This window comes from Pseudomonas sp. 5Vm1k, assembly GCF_056161485.1.
Genome location: NZ_JBSPCZ010000005.1, coordinates 11,803 through 31,793, shown reverse-complemented (window position 1 = coordinate 31,793; position 19,991 = coordinate 11,803). Strand labels below are relative to the sequence as shown.

The 19,991-nt window shown below is 58.8% G+C and carries 8 protein-coding genes; 4 read left to right on the top strand and 4 right to left on the bottom strand.

Annotated elements, in window-relative coordinates; genetic code table 11:
• The 4 genes from ACWIKB_RS11500 to ACWIKB_RS11485 all read left to right on the top strand — a co-directional run bounded on the left by ACWIKB_RS11500 (window position 1) and on the right by ACWIKB_RS11485 (window position 3,708).
• Entirely contained in the window at window positions 1-396 is a 396-nt protein-coding gene (locus ACWIKB_RS11500) for a YbaN family protein (RefSeq protein ID WP_475266892.1), read from the top strand.
• Window positions 397-651: 255 nt separating this feature from the next.
• Window positions 652-1,356 (top strand): cysteine protease LapG, encoded by a 705-nt coding sequence (gene lapG / locus ACWIKB_RS11495; protein ID WP_475266891.1) that lies wholly within the window; start codon window positions 652-654, stop codon window positions 1,354-1,356.
• Window positions 1,357-1,378: 22 nt separating this feature from the next.
• A complete protein-coding gene (lapD, locus tag ACWIKB_RS11490; RefSeq protein WP_475266890.1) occupies window positions 1,379-3,319 on the top strand; it encodes a cyclic di-GMP receptor LapD in 1,941 nt (646 codons plus the stop codon).
• The gene (locus ACWIKB_RS11485) at window positions 3,316-3,708 is read left to right on the top strand and encodes a hypothetical protein (RefSeq protein ID WP_475266889.1); all 393 of its coding nucleotides are present in this window, start codon (window positions 3,316-3,318) and stop codon (window positions 3,706-3,708) included. Before lapD ends, ACWIKB_RS11485 begins: the two co-directional genes overlap by 4 nt.
• A gap of 51 nt (window positions 3,709-3,759) precedes the next feature.
• Here the strand turns inward: ACWIKB_RS11485 and ACWIKB_RS11480 are convergent, their stop codons facing one another.
• From ACWIKB_RS11480 to ACWIKB_RS11465, 4 genes are all read right to left on the bottom strand, one after another.
• Complete coding sequence (locus ACWIKB_RS11480; RefSeq protein WP_475266888.1) at window positions 3,760-6,204, bottom strand: autotransporter outer membrane beta-barrel domain-containing protein; 2,445 nt, start codon at window positions 6,202-6,204, stop codon at window positions 3,760-3,762.
• 352 nt (window positions 6,205-6,556) lie between these two features.
• The gene (locus ACWIKB_RS11475) at window positions 6,557-8,491 is read right to left on the bottom strand and encodes a hypothetical protein (RefSeq protein ID WP_475266886.1); all 1,935 of its coding nucleotides are present in this window, start codon (window positions 8,489-8,491) and stop codon (window positions 6,557-6,559) included.
• Between the two features lie 126 nt (window positions 8,492-8,617).
• Window positions 8,618-10,567, bottom strand: coding sequence for a hypothetical protein (locus tag ACWIKB_RS11470; protein WP_475266885.1), 1,950 nt, complete (start codon window positions 10,565-10,567; stop codon window positions 8,618-8,620).
• A gap of 348 nt (window positions 10,568-10,915) precedes the next feature.
• Window positions 10,916-19,540: a retention module-containing protein gene (locus tag ACWIKB_RS11465; RefSeq protein ID WP_475266884.1), complete on the bottom strand. Its 8,625-nt coding sequence runs from the start codon at window positions 19,538-19,540 to the stop codon at window positions 10,916-10,918.
• Window positions 19,541-19,991 lie beyond the last annotated feature (451 nt).

The following is a 19,991-nucleotide window of genomic DNA, read 5'->3' as shown; positions in this document are numbered from 1 at the left end:
ATGGACCACCCCATAGGCAACCGCTCCCTGATGTTGCGCTACCTGCTGCTGGCCATCGGCTGGCTCAGCGTAGCGTTGGGGGTGATCGGGATTTTCCTGCCGGTATTGCCCACCACGCCGTTCCTGCTGCTGGCCGCTGCCTGCTTCGCCCGCAGTTCGCCGCGTTTCTATCAATGGCTGGTCGAGCACCCGCGGCTTGGGCCGTGGATTCGCGACTACCTGGACGGCAACGGCATTCCGCTCAAGGGCAAGGTCTACGCCATCGGCCTGATGTGGGCGAGCATCCTGTTCTCCTGCTACCTGGTGCCGCTGCCGTGGGCGCGGGGGTTTATGTTGACCAGCGCGGTGCTGGTGACGATTTACATCCTCAAACAGAAAACCCTGCAAAAACCCTGAGCCCATTCCTGCGGTGAAAGAGCTTTTGTGGCGAGGGAGCTTGCTCCCGCTGGGTTGCGAAGCGACCCCAAACCCGACAACCCATTTCCCCCTGAAACACCGCACCGACTGGTTTTGCGACTGCTTCGCAGCCGAGCGGGAGCAAGCTCCCTCGCCACAAAAGCAGTCTTGCAATACCCCTCTCGTCCGACAATCAACCCTCCCCCACCCGAAACTGCGCCTAGACTTCAGTCATCTGCACCCGAGCAGCCAGACATGTCTAGCAGTCGGCGTCGTCCAGGATGGCCAACGCTCCGACTTCGGTTCGGCGGCTGGCTGCTGGCGGTTTTTCTGCTGGCCGGGCTGGGCAGTGTGTGCGCCGACTGGGATTTCGCGCAGATCCTGCAAATCGCCGAAAAGCGCTACGGCCCCCTCGGCCCGGCCAAGGGACGGATCGAGGCCTGGAACCAGATGCTGCAAAACGAACGTAACCAGCCAGAACGCGAGCAACTGAACGCGGTCAATCGCTTCTTCAATCAGCAATTGAGTTTTCAGGACGACACGCGCATCTGGCAGCAGATCGATTACTGGGCTACGCCGGAAGAATCCCTGATCAAGGGCGCCGGCGACTGCGAGGACTACGCCCTGGCGAAATATTTCAGCCTGCGCCAGCTCGGGGTTCCCAGCGAGAAACTGCGCATCACCTACGTAAAGGCCCTGACCCAGAACCAGGCGCACATGGTCCTGACCTTCTACAGCAGCCCTACGGCCGATCCGCTGGTGCTGGACAACCTGATCGGCGAGATCCGTCCCGCTTCCCAACGCAAAGACCTGCTGCCGGTGTACGCCTTCAACGCCGAAGGCTTGTATTTGCCCGGTGCCAATGGCGGCAAGCGCAGCAGCGACTCGAAAAAATTGTCACGCTGGCAAGACGTGTTGAAAAAGATGCAGGCCGAAGGGTTCGCCGTGGGCGACGGCTAGCCGCCATAGCAAGGAGCGTTTTATGTCACTGCGCAAACAATTGTTTCTCGCCATTTGCCTGTTTCTGCTGGTGGCGTTCAGCGGCAGTTTTTTTGTCAGCCTGGAAAGCTCCCGCGAGCAAATGCTCGGCCAGTTGCGCTCCCACGCCCAAGACGCCGCCACGGCGTTGGGACTGTCGCTGACCACGCAGATCGACGACACGGCGATGATCGAATTGATGGTCAGCTCGATTTTCGACAGCGGTTATTTCAGCAGCATCCGCATCATCAACATCGCCGATGAACAGGTGCTGGTGGAGCGCGACGCCCCTGCACGAATCGAAGGCGTGCCCGACTGGTTCGTGCGCCTGGTGAACCTGCACGCGCAAGGTGGCGATGCGTTGATCATGCGCGACTGGGAGCAAGTGGCGCGGGTCGAAGTGCTGAGCAATCCGCAGTTCGCCCTGGCCAAACTCTGGGACAGCACCCTTGGCAGCCTGATCTGGTTGCTGCTGTGCGGATTGCTCAGTGCGATGTTCGGCGGCTGGCTGCTGCGGCGGCAATTGCGCCCGCTGGACAAAATGGTCAAGCAGGCCGAGGCCATCAGCAAACGGGAGTTTCTGAGCCTGCCAAAACTACCGCGCACGCCGGAGTTGAAACGGGTGGTGCTGGCGATGAACCAGATGGTCGAAAAGCTCAAGGCGCTGTTTGCCGAAGAGGCGGCGCGCAGTGAAAAACTGCGGGCCGACTCCTATCAGGACAGCCTCACCGGGTTGGCAAATCGACGCTTGCTGGATGAGCAACTGACCGACCACTTGCTGGTCAGCGAACAGAGCAGCGACGGCCATTTGCTGATGCTGCGGATCAACGACCTCGCGGGCCTCAACCAGCGCCTGGGCGGCCAGCGCACCGATGCCTTGATCGGTGCCGTCGGCGAGTTGCTCAGACGCCTGACGCAACTCCCGGAGCGACGCACCTGGCTGGCGGCGCGCAATCGCGGTGGCGAGTTCAGCTTGCTGACCCCGGGCCTCGACGACAAGGATGCCGCGCGCCTGTGCGCCGAAATCAGCGCCACCCTGGAAAACCTGCGCCTGACCGGTGCCAGCGACAGCATGCCGGTGGCGCACCTGGGCATCGTCGCCTACCAACCGGGTGAACCGGTCGGCGCCGTGCTGCTGCGCCTCGATCAAGCCTTGACCCAGGCGCAGCAGCATCCCGAGCGGCCGTGGGTGCACCTCGATCACGCCAACACCGCGCCGAACCAGTCTCAGCACGACTGGCGCAACTGGATCGACGACGCCCTGACCCACGGCAAATTGCAGCTGTACTTCCAACCGGTGGTGCAGTGCGCCGACACCAGCCAGGTGCTGCACCACAAAGTCCTCGCGCGCCTGCTCGACCCGCACGGTGAAGCGATTGCCGCCGGGCACTTCCTGCCGTGGATCGAACGCCTCGGTTGGTCGGCCCGTTTCGACCTGGCCATGCTCGACGCCACCCTCGACTACCTCGCCGTCAACCGCTGGCCTCTCGCACTGAGCCTGTCCGGCACCACGTTGCGTGATCCGCAGTCATTGCAACTGATCCTGCAAACCCTCGACTCTCTGCCGGAACTGGCTCCGCTGCTGGTCCTGGAAATCGATGAACGCCAACTGCCGCCACCAGACGAATTGCAGCGCCTGAGCCACAGCTTGCTCAGCACCGGTTACCGCATCGGCTTGCAGCATTTTGGCGGTAGCTTCAGCCAGATCGGCAACCTCACTCAGTTGGGGTTGGCGTACTTGAAGATTGATGGGAGCTACATTCGGGGGATTGATGAACAGGGTGATAAACGACTGTTCATCGAGGCGATTTTTCGCGCCACCAACAGCATCGATTTGCCGCTGATTGCGGAAAGGGTCGAGACGCAGGGGGAATTGGAGGTGATTCGGGAGCTGGGATTGTTCGGGGTGATGGGCCGGTTGATCGGGCCGCCCGAGCCGATGTGAATTCGCCGTCGTGTATCGTGGGCAAGCCTTGCGCCTACACGTTTCGCCTTACGCCTCAGGTCTGGCGGCTCAATAACTACACCTATACCAACAATTCGAATGGCGTCATCATCCAAAAAACGCTGACAAATTTGCGTCCACTACAGCGCTATCGCTTCTCCCTCAAGATCGCCCGACATGATGGAAGATTTGAGTTCCCAAGAATTTCAATCAGAGCCGACGGAGCTACGGTAGCGGGTCCTACCACTATCACGTCGTTCAATTTCATCACCCTGTCTGGATACTTCACCGCCACGACGACACGGGTGACGCTCGATGTATTCAGCCATGTCTCAACAGGCGAAGGTAATGACTACGAAATCGACGATATCGAAGTAGTACCGGGGTAACCCTGCTATAAAAAAACCCCGCAGGACGCGGGGTTTGCTTTCAATTAATGCCTACCAAAAATACCTCAACCCAACATTCACCCCCCACGGCTGTTCAATGTGCTCGCCCTTGCCGTAATCCAGATCAACATGCAGCTGCAGCTTTTCGGACAACCCCGCCAACGCCCCTGCCCCGAATTCCGCCCGGGAACCCGACAAGTCGTTGTCGAACCGGTTGTCGTTGACCTGCACCTCGTTGTTCCTGGCGAACTCATGCACCATCGCCGCACGCACATAGGGCTGCACAACGCCGCCCCCGCTCAAGGGAATGCTGCGCCCGGCCGTGGCCCCGAGTTTGCCGAGCAGCGAGCGCGCGCGGTCGCCGTCGGCGTTCATGCCGTTATCCAGATCATAATGCCGGCCCTGAATGACCACCGCCGACCATTGGGTGAACGGTTCGACGAAGTACCCGTCGTCCAGTTTGATATGCCGACCGAATTCCGCCGAAGCGCCCACGCCCATGGTGTTGTAATTGCCCTTGGTGCGACTGCCGTCGCTGAGGCTGACTTTCGCTTCGTTCTGGAAGCGGTTGAGCTTGAGCACGCCATCAAAGTAATAACCGGTGTCGGCATCAAGCCAGGTGGTGTACGGCCCCAGGTAGTAACTGTCGATCGTGCCGGAGGTGCCGCGATTGACGTCCAGATCCGATCGGCTGTAGCCCGCCAGCACGCCGACCAGCCATTGGCTATCGCCCCACCGCGCATCAGCGCCGAGGGACATCCCCTGTTGCGTCTGCTGATAGCCCAGCCCCGCACCGTCGGCGACGTTGACCTTGTTGCCGTAGTTGCGTATCCAGGCGCCGGACTGTCCGTTATTCAACCGCAGTTCGCCCATGCGGCTGCGCATCGAGGTCAATTCGCTGTTCCAGATAGTCGGCGTGGCATTGAACAAGGCCAACACCGATTGCGCGCCAGGGCTGATGGTTTTGGTGGTGGGATCGAGGAACCACTCGGTGGCGCCGGCGCCATCGGTGATGCTCGACAGTGCGTACGAGAACGCCCCCACGTCCACCGGGCCATTACGCAATGAAAAGTGCGCATCGCCCGCTGCGGTGTTCACCAACGTCAGTTGCTGAGGTGACGTCGCATCGAGGCCCGAAGCGCGAACCGCCAGGTCGAAATCACCGGTGGCCACGCCCGTGACGTTCAGTACGTCGCGCTCGCCAGTGGCAAAATCGCCCTTCATCGCGAAGGTGCCGTTGCCCGCCAGGGTGCCGACGTTCAACTGGTAGAACGTGGTGGTACCAGCGGCGCCGAAACTGACCGAGCCACTGTTCATGGCCAGGGCGCCGATCGAGTCGTTGTCGGTCAGGGTCCAGCTGGATTGGCTGTTAATCGTCACGCCGTTGACCCCATCCAGACGTCCGATCAGTTGCGACTGGTTCTGCAGCAACACATTGGCGATGGAGTTATTTTCGACCAACACATCACCGGTCATGCGACTTTGGTCAAGGTCGAGGTTGACGGTGCTATTGCCGATGAGTTGCACGTTACCGCTGAGTTGCGACTGATTGCGCAGCAATACGTCGGCGGTGGCGCCGCTGTCGGCCAATACGTCACCGGTCATGGTGCTTTGATCCAGGGTGACATCGCCCGTGGCTCCCGTGAGGTGGACATTGCCTTCGAGTACCGATTGGTTTTGCAACACGACATTGGCGGAGGAGCCGCTGTCTGCCAATACGGTGCCGGTTAGACGGGCCTGATTCAGGGTGAGGTTTACGGTGCTGTTGCCAGCGACTTGAACGTTGCCTTCAAGGGTGCTGTTGACCACGCTCATGGCCACCGTGGATGCCTCCTGTACGTCGAGCAAAATGCCGTTTCCGGCCAGCAGACTGGAGTGGTTCAGGACATCAATCCTGGCCGTCACGCCCGAGTTGGCGAGTATGGCTGCGCCCGTTTGTCCTTCCACCTGGGCGTTATTCAATATCAGCCTTGCCCCATCCCCGACATTTTCGACATCGGCACTCAATCGAACTCCGGTCGCCGCGCCCATGATCTTCCCGCCGTTGACGCGAACATCAGCGCCGAAAGACATCAACCCGATACCGCTCGCACCACTGCCAGTGACCTGTGTATCCGTCAATTCGATCAGACTGCCACCACCGGTTTCAATCCCGCTCCTGCCTCCAGTGATCTGACTGCCGGAGACAATGGCATGGGAACCACTGTTGGTTCCCGCTAAACGATTGACCAACAGTCCGGCGCGGTTACTGGTGATCACTGCGTTCGTCAGGTTGCCAGTTGCGTTGGTGAGCGTCACCCCGGCGCTACTAAGGCGCCCGGCATACGTTCCCCCCACGGCATTAAAGACAGCGCCACTCTGGATGAGCACTTCAAAAGTATTCGCTCCGTTGGCGTTCAGCACCCCGCCATTCCGTACACGGTAATTATCCGCCGTTGTTGCTTGATCAATGTCCAGCGTTTGACCTGCATCGATCTCGGTCAATGCGAACGTCATTGGGCTTATCAACAGGACGGGGCAGAATGTAACCAACGAAATGACATGGGTGAGCCGCAACAACGGGAAGCAATGTAATACAGCGCTCATAACAACTTACTCTTATAACCCGACTGGAAAAATCATTTAATACAACAAAAAGCATAAAAATTTCCGGCACATCATACGAAAAGCGACCGTGAGTTTCTGTAGGAATAGTCTCTAATTTTACGAAAAACCAAAAAAAACATGGCACAACATAAATACCTACAAAGGCATAGCTCGATACATTAAACACTCCATACAGAAAGAAACACCTGCAAGGCAGAGGACTGAGCCCTCCACCCCGAGGCATTCATCAAGATTACTTACCTTAAGTACCCGGGCAATAATTGTCGTCAGTATCCTTCACAATCACCCGAACTTCATGTGGCAATGATGTTTCCGTATGACCATTTATTTCAGCGATATAAATGATGCTTCCAACCCCATCTGCAATCGGCTTCAGCGCAGCGTTATAGGGCAAATAAACCTCAAACCCATCGGCATGCTCGTTGCCTTGCAATTTTTTCAGAATCGGATATGCATCTACTGGAATATCAGGATTACCAGGTGCTGCATATTGAATGCCCGACCACGTAAAACTCAGCTCCATATCCGCGGCAAAATGTGAACTCCCCGACACTCTAACAATAGCAGCCTTACCAATAACGGCTATCTCTCTCAGCGAACTACACGCCAGAGAGACCCTTCCCGTCGGGGTGGTAAACAGATGTTGAATGACGGGATTCGGCAACGTGACAGGATAAATGTAAACATCCACTTCTTGACGGAGCGATGGGTTCGCATTACTGCCATTCGCGGGGTTAGTAATAACATAGTGAACTTTAAAAAAACCGTTATTGGTTGCCTCAAAAATGCTTGAAGCAATGCTGAAGGTCATGTCATCCGTACCAGGAACTTCAGTCCCGGTAGGTTCATACAGCCCTTCTGGATCCGGTACAGGCACACCATTCCAGTACAACCGAACTTTATCGCCTAGCTTGGCACCGGTATAGATAGGCGCCGTTACCGTTGCGGCTTGACCGATATCACCGACCTTCAGTTTGTTGGGCTCTGTGGTGTCAGCACCTTGTACCGTGGCTGCAACAAGATTTGGATTACCCACCTCCGGGTCCGGGTTGGGAAAATCAGGGCCTGCTATTGTCAGGTCCACACGGACGGTCTTGCCCGTTGTTTCGGGATAGTCAACACCATTACGAACAATCACATAGCTCACTAATGCGTCTTTAGGCCCATTACCGCCATTTTCAACGTCTGCATACGGTACATCGACGATGACCTGCGAAGTACCATTGGTTGGGATCAACACCTGAGGCCGGCCCGCCCAGATTACGCGCACATGATCACCCGTCAGACCGTTATCGAAGGTCGGGATAACCACCGCCACGACAGGAGTCGCATCTACACGATCAACCAGGCCATCTAATGCTGCTGGTACATCGGGGGGCTGTAAATTGCTGGGAACGGGTGTCAGTTGAACAGTGAATTTGGTGTCATCTGACACGTCGCCGACATTTCCAACCCGATCATAATACCGAAAATAAAATACCCGCGGGCCTTCTCCTGAACTTTCAATAACGGCTTTTGAAATACTGATAGTAATCGGCACCGTCAAGTCATCAGCAAACTCGAAAAAGCCAATTTCAACACTGGGAATACTATAGCCATAATACCCCCGGACGATATCTCCCTGCTTGACGTCATCTGGAGTTTCAATCTCCATGACCACTTCGCCTTCGGCCTCCAGGTACTCTCTGGAAATAATATTATCGACGATTCCAGCCGGCGCTTTTGCAGCCACACCGGGTGCACCATGATTTGGCGCTACCGTATCGATATAAAAAAGTGATGTCGGCGAAGGTGTTTCACTACTTCCATATTGAAGGGAGAAGCCCAACCTGAACGGCCCCGGAGTCGCAGTATGCAATGCGGGCAAAGTCATACTAAAACTAGGAAGAACCGGATTCGGGAGTTCGATCCACTCCGACACTTCAACCCCGTCTTTTGTCAAAACAATATCAATATCGCCCGGCCGTGCACCATCTGGAATATGCACATGACCAAAGTTGACCTTACAGTCTTTCCCCTGACGAGCCGTTTGTAACTTCGCAATATTATCTTCCGGTAGGGCCGGTAGCAAATTATCCACTTCTGGAGGGTCACTCGGCCCACTCAGGGCCCGACGCAACTCAGACAATTTTTGCCGGGCAAGCTCAGCGGGCAATACTTCTTTCAGATCGGACATTTCATTTCTCCTTATTTAGAGACGGGGCTTTGCGACCCGCGACACAGGCTGAGTATTTATTACTGACGACTATCTGTTTTTACACCAACAACTCTTTTCACGAATGATTTGAAACCCGTATTAAAACTAGTTTTCCTGACAAAGATCATTCGTCGGCGAACAGATTGCACCGCTAGTCATAGTGCGATTGATAATGACAAAGTCTGCTTTCGACTCGCCCCTGCTTCCATCAAGTTTTTGAAGTTTGTAGTAAGCCAGGCCAGAACCTTTATTGACCATCGGTGCAATCAGTGTTTCGTAATCTGTCACGACAATATCTACATAGTGGCCGACGTCAGATGCCAATAGCACTTTGGGGATTTCGTCATAGGCCCCCACAATAGGCGTGCTTCCATTTTCGCCTTTGCAGCCCTGCCAAACCAAAGTGAGAGTGTCCCCCTCATCGAAGCGTGGGTCCGCCGGGATGCGGACTGTAACGCCGTTCCACAGCCTGGGCACTGCACAACAATGAAGGGTTCCGGTTCTGTCCTGGTGAGGAAACGTCGGATCCTTGAGGCCTTCAATCAATACAATCGAAACATCCACCGGCTTAGGCAATGACTGCTGCTTATTCACGCCATTGCTGGTGGTGTAATAAACCGGCAGGTCGGGATTCTGTTTATCGGTGTCGATAACGTGCCACGGAATCTGGAACTCAATGGGCTGACCCGATACATCCGTGTACTTGACTTGATAAACATCTACGGCCCCTGGATAGCGTCCCCAAAACAGCTCTATCAACTCCATTGGCTTCGGATTGTCATGCAGCAACAGGGTTGCCTTGGCATCGAAACCGTAATCGACCGTGCGCAACTTATCGGGAATATCGGATATTGCCCCTCGGACCTCTACCTTGAGCAGGTCCTGGTTCAGCAATGCCGGTGCGTCGGTATGGTCCGGGCCGGCCAGCGTCAAGTTGACGGCCACCGAGATCTCCGGCGAGGGTGGCCCGTAGGTAGTGCCCTGGCGAATCTTGTAATAAATTTTTGCCCGCAAAGGACCGTCGCCCTTGCCATGAAGTGTGGGCCAGCCCACGGTCGCCTCCAGAGGAAAAGCATTGGGGTCGACCTCAAACTCATCAAGTGCAACGTCGTCCCAGAAAATCGCCACCCAATGCGAGGCATCAGGGAAGTCATACCTGTCGATCTCGACACGCACACCGTCGCGTGCCTGTTGGCGATCAACCAGTCCTCTGGCTGACAGCGGGACTCTGGGAGGCGGCAGCGCGCCCGGCGCCGGGGTCAGGTCTACTTCAATCTTGGAAAGAAATGATCGAGGCCCCGGGTTCCCGGCACGATCCCTTAACAAGTAGTACAGGTATCGTGGCCCTGATAACCGAGACCTTATCTCGTCGGCATAGACGGTAATGTGCAATCGTCTGTTATCGATGTCGTCCTGACTGAACTCCTGCTCCCGAATCGGCGTTTCACTATCAAGTGGCGGATCACGATCCGTCCAGTAATACACTGCACGGTCTTTGGCTCGGATATCGCTGTACCAGGGCACCTGAACGACGACCTCACCGTGCTCACTCAACCAGGTTTCGGTAATCGTGCCCCCCAACTCGACCGGAAATATCACCGGTTGCGGTTTGCGACCAAAATCCGGGGGGGTGGTGTCGATGGTCAGCTTCTTTCTATCTGACTCAACCCCATTGACCCCTGAACGGTAGACCATTACCGAGACTTCATAGACGCCCGGTAGCAATGAATTTCTGGGAACACGAAGTGATTGCGGAAACAGGATAACGTCAGTGTTTGGGTACCAACGTTCATCGACTTTATAGCGGTCGGAGAAGTCGGTACCTGCGGGCATGAAGCCCAACTCTACCAGGTCGGATTCACCGGGCCCGACACCGCGGTTAAATTCCATGAAGTTGACAACCAGGTCCGCGCCCAAGGCATTTGTGTGCAACAAACCTTCAGGATCATCCTGATCAATGACGGCCGGCACTTTGGGTGCTTCCATTGCAACGGTGTCGGGCGAAAGTGAATCGTCCGGCGCTTGCGAACCGACGGAGTTATCTGAGGATGCCATGTTGAGCCCTTCCCTGATGAGAGCGCATTTACCGAGTGCCCTACAGCAGGTAGGCGCTCACTTGATGGCTTCATTTAATGCTTGGGGGAAGGAGCTGGCTACTGTCAGAAATTACAGGTTTTGCTACCGCTCGTCGGGGATTACCGGGGTATGGTCGTGCTTGGGAAACGACAGACACAGAGCTGTTTAATCGATATATCCAGACACTGACGCAGCCCACCGCTACGCCAGAATCTGCCGACGTGTATGCCTTGAGAGCGGGTCCTCGCCACGGGAAGATTTTTTGATGTGAAAAACCCGCCACTCCCTTTCGGAAATGGCGGGTTTTGTCGTTCCAGCTCTAGCGCATCAAACGGTGTCCACCTTCAGCGAATGGTCGTTGAGCATGCCGGTGATGATGGTCGCCGTGTCGTGCCCGCCTGCGACTACCCCGCCCGCTCCCGGCGTGACGCCGTAGTGGCTGGCCAGGTTGACGCCGGCCAGGTCGATGGTCTGGGTTGGCGTGGCGCCGGCCATGGCGCTGACGTTGATGCTGGTGACCAGGCTCGCACCGCTGCCGGTGACGGTGAAGTGCAGGTAGTCATCCAGCGACGCGGTGGTGCCGTTTTCGCCTTGTAGCAGTTGTGACAGGTCGAGTTTGTCGGTGCCGGGGGTGAAGTCAGTGACCACGTCGTGGCCGCTGTTGCCGGCCAGCCACTGGAAGGTGTCGGCCCCCGCACCGCCGGTGAGGGTGTTGTTGCCCATGCCGCCGATGAGGATGTCATCGCCGCCACCACCGTTGAGCACGTCGTTGCCCAGGCCACCGTTGATCACGTTGTTGTTATTGTCTCCGGTCAGGGTGTCGTTGAAGTTGGAGCCCACCAGGTTCTCGATGCCCGTGAGGGTATCGGTGCCGGCGCCAATCGTGTTTTGCGCAGTGAGCAGGCTCAGGTCGACGGTGACGCCGGCCGTGGCGTGCGCATAGCTGGCGGTGTCGATGCCGGTGCCGCCGTCGAGCAGGTCGTTGCCTGGGCCGCTGAACAGCAAGTCGTTGCCGGCACCACCGTGCAATTCGTTGTTGCCGCTGCCCGCAGTGAGCACGTCGTTGCCGTCGCCGGCGTTGAGGATGTTATTGCCAGTGCCGGCCACCAACACGTCATCGCCCGAGGTGCCGGTGAGGGTGTGGCCGTCCTGGTAGCTGATGGTCACGTTCGCTGTGTCGCTGCCGCCATGGTTGTCGTTGGCGGTGTAGGTGCCGTGGTAATCCGGGGTGAGGTCGTGGGCCCCGGCGTAGTTGACGGTCATGGTCAACTGATAGTTCTCGGACCCCGTGGGGTTGCTGCCACTGGTGTTGGTGATGTTGGTGACGTGGATCTGGTAGGTGCCATCGGCCGTCGCGGTGATGGTCCCGCCGTCGGCGATAGTCACGAACGCACCGCCATTGAGCGAGTACTCCATGGTGACGTGACCGGCCGCCAGGTTGTGGTCCAGGTTGAGGGTTTCGCCCTGTTTCAGTTTGACGGTGATGAGGTCTTCATCGTTGGCGTTGGCCGTGGTAACTGCGCCCAGGTAGCCGCTGATCACCAGCACGGCGGTCATTGCCGCCGAGTTCGCCGCGAAGGAGTTGCGCACATCGGCCAGTGCCTGGTTGGCGGCGGTGTTGCCAGTGCCGGCGAAGCTGATGGCGCCGGTGCCGACGAAGTCCGCGCCCTTGGCGGCCCAACCGGTGTTGAACGTGGTCGGGGTGGCCGTCATCGGGTCGCCATTGGCGTCGGTGTCGTTGGCCAGCAGCAGCTCGCCCGGCACCACGATGGTGCCCGACAGCACGTTGGTGATGATGTGGTCATCGACCGCCACCGGTGGCGAGTTGGGGATGACTTTGACCGTCAGCGTCGAGCTGGCCAGGTCGCCGTCATTGTCGCTGACGGTGAAGCCGATATTTTCGGTGATCACCACTGCCGTGGTTTTCTGCGAGGTGTAGGTGTACTCGCCAGTGTCGAGGTTCACCACCAGCGTGCCGCTGTTGTTGGTGGCGATGCTGATGGTGTTGTTCACCGTGTTGAACGTGCCGTGGTTAGTGCCACTGAACGTCAGCGCGCCCTGGTTGCTGTTGCCTCTTGGGTCATAGGTGTAAGTGGTGCCATCGACCACGAGGGTTTTGATAAAGCCGCCATCGGCGCCGAACGAGCCGCCCTCCAGCAGCGTGCCGGTGACCGGTGCACCCTGCACGGTGCCCGAGAGCACCGAGTTGAGTTGGTTGAGGTCGGTGACCACCACGGCGTTGGTGTCGGTGTGGGTGCTGCCGTCATAGGCGACCGGGTTGAGGTTGGCATTGCTGACGCCGCTACCGAGACCAATCGCATAGTTTTTGATGCCATTGGCGTCGAGGAAGTTTTTCAGCGCCGTCTCGTCCGCCGTACCGATTTCCTGGCCGGAAGTCGGTTTGCCATCGGAGAAGAAATACCCGACGTTCTGCGCCCCGGTGAGTTTGCCGTCCGTATTGAACGCGGTTTGCAGGGCCGCCACAGCCGCGTCGTAGTTGGTGCCACCGCCGGCACTAAGGCCGGCGATGATCGACTTGGCCGTCGCGACATCAACCCACACCGAGGTTTTGTCGGTGGCGCTGCTGCTGAAGGTGACGATCTGCACTTTCACATCGCCCAGGTCGTCATATTTGTCGAGTAAGGCACTGATCGCCTGCTTCGCCAGCTCCAGCCGCGACAGGCCTGGCACCCCGGAGGCGTCGGCCATACTGCCGGAGACGTCGATCACCAGCAGCAGGTTGGAATCGACCTCCACCGCCGTCACCGAACGGTCTGATGCCATGGCCTTTGGCACGTCATCGACAATGTTCACCACGATGGTGCTGGTGGTGCTGTTACCCAGGGCATCGGTGGCTTTGTAAGTGAAGCTTTCGCTCAGGGTGTTTGGCCCGTCGTTGGCACCCGGCGAGGTTTTCGGCGCCGAGGTCAGGGTGTAGGTGTAGCTGCCGTCCGGGTTAATCAGGATTTGTCCGTAGGTCCCGGTGGCGCTGCCGACCACGCTGTAAGTGAACGGACCGGTGCCGCCGGTGACCGAACCGACCAGGGTGCCGGTGGCGGTTTCGCCAGTGCTGGTCGGGTCGCTGCCGGTGACCGTGCCGGGTGCCAGGTCCAGGCCATCCTTGCTCAGGTCGAGGGCTTTTTCGAAGACCGTCACGTCCTGATCGACCACCGCTTTGAGGCCACTGTCGTTAACGTTGATGGTGATGGTGGTGGTGCTTTCATCGCCGTCGGAATCGCGCACGGTATAGACAAACGTATCGGCGGCACCCGCTACGCCGACCGAGTTCGGGTTGCTGTGGTACACGGCGTTACCCGCCGCATCCAGGGTCAGGTAACCGTAGGTGCCGTTGATGTTGGTGCCCAAGCCGCCCACGGCCGAGGTCGCGGTGCTGCTACCGGCGCGCACGCCGATCACCGCCCCGCCCGCTGCCGCACCATCGGCACCGAGCACGTCGTTGCCGAGCACGCTGATGTTGACGGTCGCGCCCTCGGCGACGGTGCCGGTGTCGGGCGCTGCGGTCGGCAGGTCATCGACGATATTGACGTTGATCTGCCCCGACGCGGTGCTGCCGTCGGTATCTGTCGCCACCACGTTGAAGTTCTCGGTGATGCTGTTGGCGCCGTTGGCGGTCGGATGGGTTTCGTTATCCACCAGGGTGTAGCTGTAGCTGATTACGCCGGTGCTCGCGTTGTAACCGGTGATGGTCAACGTGCTGCCCAAAGGCGTCACGATCGATTGCGGGAAGCCAGCCGCCACACCGCCTGCGACCACATGAATGCCGCCGACATCGAGGGTTTGCAAACCATCCAGCGCAGTGACGGTGAAGGTGCCGCTCTGGGTCAGCGCTGGCGTGTTCGGGCTGCTGCCGTCGCTGAGGTTTTTCTCGTAGACGGTCAGTTCGCCGCCATTGACGTTGAGGCCGTTGAGGACGACCGGGTCATCGTTGTTGTGGATGTTCAGCACCAGATTGGCGGTGCTGGTGTCGCCGTCCGAATCGGTGATGGTGTAGGCGAAGGTCTCCGTGCCGTTGCCGCCGCCGTGCAGGTTTTTGAAGTCTGCGTCGTTGGTGTTGAGCGTGTAGGTGTAGGTGCCGTTGGCATTGAGGACCAGCGTGCCGTACGTCCCGGTGAAGGTGCCGGGGGTGACAGGCCCCGCATTCGGTCCGGTGGCAACAAGGTCCGCGCCCTGAAGGTCGTTGGTCAGGACATTGCCATTGAGCGTCAACGCGGTCTCCGACGCCGTGCCGACGTTGCTGTCGTTGACGGCTTTTGGCACGTCATCGACGATCTGCACGACGATCGTGCTGGTGCTGATGTTGCCCAGCGAATCGGTAGCCTGGTAGGTGAAGCTTTCGGTCAGCGTATTGGCGCCGTCATTGGCATGCGGCGTGGTGCTCGCCGGCGATGTCAGGGTGTAGGTGTAGGTGCCGTTGGGGTTCAGCTGGATCTGGCCAAAGTTGCCATTGGCGCTGCCCACCAGGGTGTAAGTGATCGCGCCGATGGCTCCGGTGACCGAGCCAACCAGTGTGCCACTGGCGGTTTCGCCGGTGCTGGTCGGGTCGCTGCCGACCACAGTGCCTGCCGCCAGGTCCTGGCCATCTTTGGTCAGGTCCAGGGCTTTTTCGTAGACGGTGACGTCGGTATCGGTGGTCGCTTTGATGCAGCTGTTCGAGACGTCGATGGTGATGGTGGTGGTGCTTTCATCGCCATCGGCGTCGCGCACGGTGTAGACGAAGGTATCGGTCGCACCCGGGGCGTTCACCGCGTTGGGATTACTGTGATAGACCGCGTTGCCGTTGGCATCCAGCGTCAGGTAACCGTAGGTGCCATTGATGTTCGAGCCCAGGCCACCGATGGCCGACGTCGAGGTGTCGCTACCGGCGCGAACGCCGACCACGGCACCTGTGAGCGCCGGGCCGTCGGCACCGCCGATGTCGTTATCCAGCACGTTGCCCGAAACTGTCCCGCCCTCCGCCACCGACGCGCTGTCCGCGTGAGCAGTGGGCAAGTCGTCGACGATGTTGACGTTGATTTGATTGGTTGCCGTGCTGCCGTCGGTGTCCGTGGCCACCACGTTGAAGTTTTCGGTGATGCTGTTGGCACCGTTGCCGGTCGGGTGGGTTTCGGTGCCCACCAGGGTGTAGCTGTAGCTGACCACGCCGGTGGTCGCGTCGTAACCGGTGACGGTCAGCGTACTGCCCAACGGTGTCACGATCGATTGCGGAAAGCCCGCCGCCACGCCACCGACCACGACATGAATGCCGCCCACGTCGAGGGTTTGCAAGCCGTCCAGTGCAGTGACGGTGAAGGTGCCGCTCTGGGTCAGGGCTGGCGCGTTGGGGCTGGTGCCGTCGCTGAGGTTTTTCTCGTAGACCGTCAGCTCGCCACCCACGACATCAAGGCCGTTGAGGGTCACCGGGTCGTCGTTGTTGTGGATGTTCAGCACCAGATTGGCGGTGCTGGTATCGCCGTCAGAATCGGTGATGGTGTAGGTGAAAGTTTCCGTGCCGTTGCCATTGCCGTGCAGGTTTTTGAAGTCGGCGTCGTTGGTGTTCAGGGTGTAGGTGTAAGTGCCGTTGGCGCTGAGGACCAAAGTGCCGTAAGTACCGGTGAAGGTGCCGGGGGTCACAGGTCCGGTCGCGACACGATCCGCGCCTTGCACATCGTTGGTCAGCACATTGCCGTTCAGCGTCAACAGGGTTTCCGAAGCGGTGCTCGCATTGCTGTCGTCCACCGCTTTTGGCACGTCGTCGATCACATTGACGTCCAGCGAACCATTGGCCGTGGTGCCGTTGTCATCGACCACCGTCACCGCAAAATGCTCAGGCAGATTGTTTGCACCGCCAGCGGTTGGATGCGCGTCATTGCCGTTCAAGGTGTAGCTGTAACTGACCACGCCCGTGGTCGCATCGAACCCGGTGATGGTCAGGGTGTTACCCAACCCGGTCGGGATCGATTGTGGGAAACCAGCGGCCACGCCACCACTGACGACGGTAATCCCGCCGACAGTGAGGGTTTGCACGCCATCGAGGGCGGTGATGGTGAAGGTGCCGCTTTGGGTCAGTTGGGTGCTGTCAGGGGCGCTGCCGAGGCTGAGGTTTTTCTCGTAGACGGTGAGCTCGCCGCCCTCGACGTTCAGGCCATTGATGATGACCGGGTCGTCGTTGTTATGGATTTGCAGCACCAACGTTGCAGTACTCGCATCGCCGTCGGAATCGGTGATGGTGTAGGTGAAATTCTCGGTGCCATTGCCGCCGCCGTGCAGGGCTTTGAAATCCGCATCGCTGGTGTTCAGCGTGTAGGTGTAAGTGCCGTTGGCGTTGAGCACCAGGGTGCCGTAAGTCCCGGCGAAAGTGCCGGGGGTTACCGGTCCGGTAGCGACGCGATCCGCGCCTTGCACATCGTTGGTCAGTACGTTGCCGTTCAGTGTCTGCAGGGTTTCCGAAGCGGTGTTTGCATTGCTGTCGTCCACCGCTTTTGGCACGTCGTCGATCACATTGACGTCCAGCGAACCGTTGGCCGTGGTGCCGTTGTCATCGACCACCGTTACCGCAAAATGCTCAGGCAGATTGTTCGCGCCGCCAGCGGTTGGATGCGCGTCATTGCCATTCAAGGTGTAGCTGTAACTGACCACGCCCGTGGTCGCATCGAACCCGGTGATGGTCAGGGTGTTGCCCAGACCGGTCGGGATGGATTGCGGGAAGCCTGCGGCCACGCCGCCACTGACGACGGTAATGCCGCCGACGGTGAGGGTTTGCACGCCATCGAGGGCGGTGATGGTGAAGGTGCCGCTTTGGGTCAGTTGAGTGCTGTCAGGGGCGCTGCCGAGGCTGAGGTTTTTCTCGTAGACGGTGAGTTCGCCGCCCTCGACGTTCAGGCCATTGATGATGACCGGGTCGTCGTTGTTATGGATTTGCAGCACCAACGTTGCAGTACTCGCATCGCCGTCGGAATCGGTGATGGTGTAGGTGAAATTCTCGGTGCCGTTGCCGCCGCCGTGCAGGGCTTTGAAATCCGCGTCGCTGGTGTTCAGGGTGTAGGTGTAAGTGCCGTTGGCGTTGAGCACCAACGTGCCGTAAGTCCCGGTGAAAGTGCCGGGGGTCACAGGACCCGCGCTTGGGCCGGTCGCTACGCGATCCGCGCCTTGCACGTCATTGGTCAACACATTGCCGTTCAGCGTCAACAGGGTTTCGGACGCAGTGCTCGCATTGCTGTCGTCTACCGCTTTTGGCACGTCGTCGATCACATTGACGTCCAGCGAACCGTTGGCCGTGGTGCCGTTGTCATCGACCACCGTTACCGCAAAATGCTCAGGCAGATTGTTTGCGCCGCCAGCGGTTGGATGCGCGTCATTGCCGTTCAAGGTGTAGCTGTAACTGACCACGCCCGTGGCGCTGTCAAACCCGGTGATGGTCAGCGTATTGCCCAACCCGGTGGAAATCGATTGCGGGAAACCTGACGCCACACCACCGCTGACGACGGTGATCCCGCCGACACTTAACGTCTGCACGCCATCCAACGCCGTGATGGTGAAAGTACCGTTTTGGGTCAATGCCGTGGCATCCGGCGCACTGCCCAGGCTCAGGTTTTTCTCGAAAACGGTGAGTTCGCCGCCCTCGACGTTCAAGCCGCCAATCGTCACCGGATCGTCGTTGTTGTGGATTTGCAGCACCAGGTTGGCAGTGCTGGAGTCGCCGTCGGAATCGGTGAGGGTGTAGGCGAACGTTTCCGTGCCATTGCCGCCGCCGTGCAGGGCTTTGAAGTCCGCATCGTTGGTATTGAGCGTGTAGGTGTAGGTCCCGTTGGCGTTGAGCACCAGGGTGCCGTAAGTCCCCACGAAGGTGCCGGGAGTGATCGGGCCGCTGGTTGGGCCAGTAGCGACGCGATCCGCACCTTGCACATCGTTGGTCAGCACGTTGCCGGTCAACGTCAGCAGTGTTTCAGACGCGGTGCCGTTGCTGTCGTCCACAGCCTTGGGCACGTCATCGGTGATGTTGATGTCCAGCGAACCGGTGGCCGTATCGCCATTGGTGTCCCCGGCGACCACGGTGAATTGTTCGCTGAGGTTGTTGGCGCCATCGCCGGCCGAATGGGTTTCGTTGCCGTTGAGGGTGTAGCTATAGCTCACCACGCCAGTGGCCGGGTTGTAGCCGGTGATGGTCAGGGTGTTGCCGAGTTGGGTGGTGATCGATTGCGGGAAGCCCGAAGCCGCCCCGCCACTGATCACGCTGATGCCGCCGATGTTGAGGTTCAGCAAACCGTCGGGCGCGTTCACGGTGAAGGTGCCGTTCTGAGTCAGTGCTGCGGGATTGGCCGCCGAACCGTCGGGCAGATTGGCTTCGTTGAGGGTCAGTTCACCGCCCACGGCGTCGAGGCCGCCAAGGGTGACGATGTTATTCACCGGAGGCACGACCGGCGGGGTGTTGTCGTTTTGCTGAACATCGGCGTTGTGCCGTTCTTCAGGAATCTCCGGAATGCCACCGAATCCGGCAGTCGGGAAACCGATGGTCGGATCGACCCGCCCGCCCACTTCTTCCAGCAGCACGAAATTGTGACCGCCACCCAAGGCACCGCCAGGGGCACCTGTCGCCTGCGGCCCGGCTGCGGTGGCTTCACCGGTTTGGGTCGGGTCGGCGCCGGCGGCGATGGCTTGCTGGAGTTTTTGCACGTCGGTCAGCTGCGCTTCCGTCGGCGTCACCGCCTCGGGGGCGTCCACATGGGGCGCCTGATGCGCAAGCAGTTGAGAAGTCATTTGCAGGCTGCTGTCACGCCCCAGCGTCAGTTCCTGGCCATTTTGCAGATGCACCGCCACCGCGCCTTCGGCCCCGGTGACCAGTTGATCGCCGGCAAACAAGCGATCGCCCTCGACCAACGCACGTCGAGTACCGTCGGCCGCAACCGCGAACACCTGACCAATAACCTTACTGACGATTCCGATGAGCGTAGCCATGTGCATCTCCTCCGCTGCCAACACCTGTCGGCACCTGTTTGCGCGAAGAGCGTGCTCATGGCGAAAAGCGGGCTGCCTGGCGGATCGTCTGCCGGGATGCGTGTTTACCGAAGTAAACCGCATCCCTGGCGACGCTCACGCCAAGCATGTCACTCGCGGGCCATTTGTCCGGCTCGGCATAAAACCCTATGCAATCAATGGCATCGGGTTCCCACTGCGGAACAACTTCCCTGCGAGCGATGCGTAACGGTTCTGAACCAACCGAGTGACAAAAAAATGTCGCTCCAAAACCGTCCCACTTCCCTCCCCTCCAGCACTTCTCCGCCCTATGTCGCTAAGTGGATGGAACTTTCCTCAAACCCTCTGAAGCTCCCTAAGGCTCATGAATCAAGGGCTTTCGCTTTGAACAATGTGCTGGATTTTTCAGAGCGCATAAGTTTTTTTTGGCATA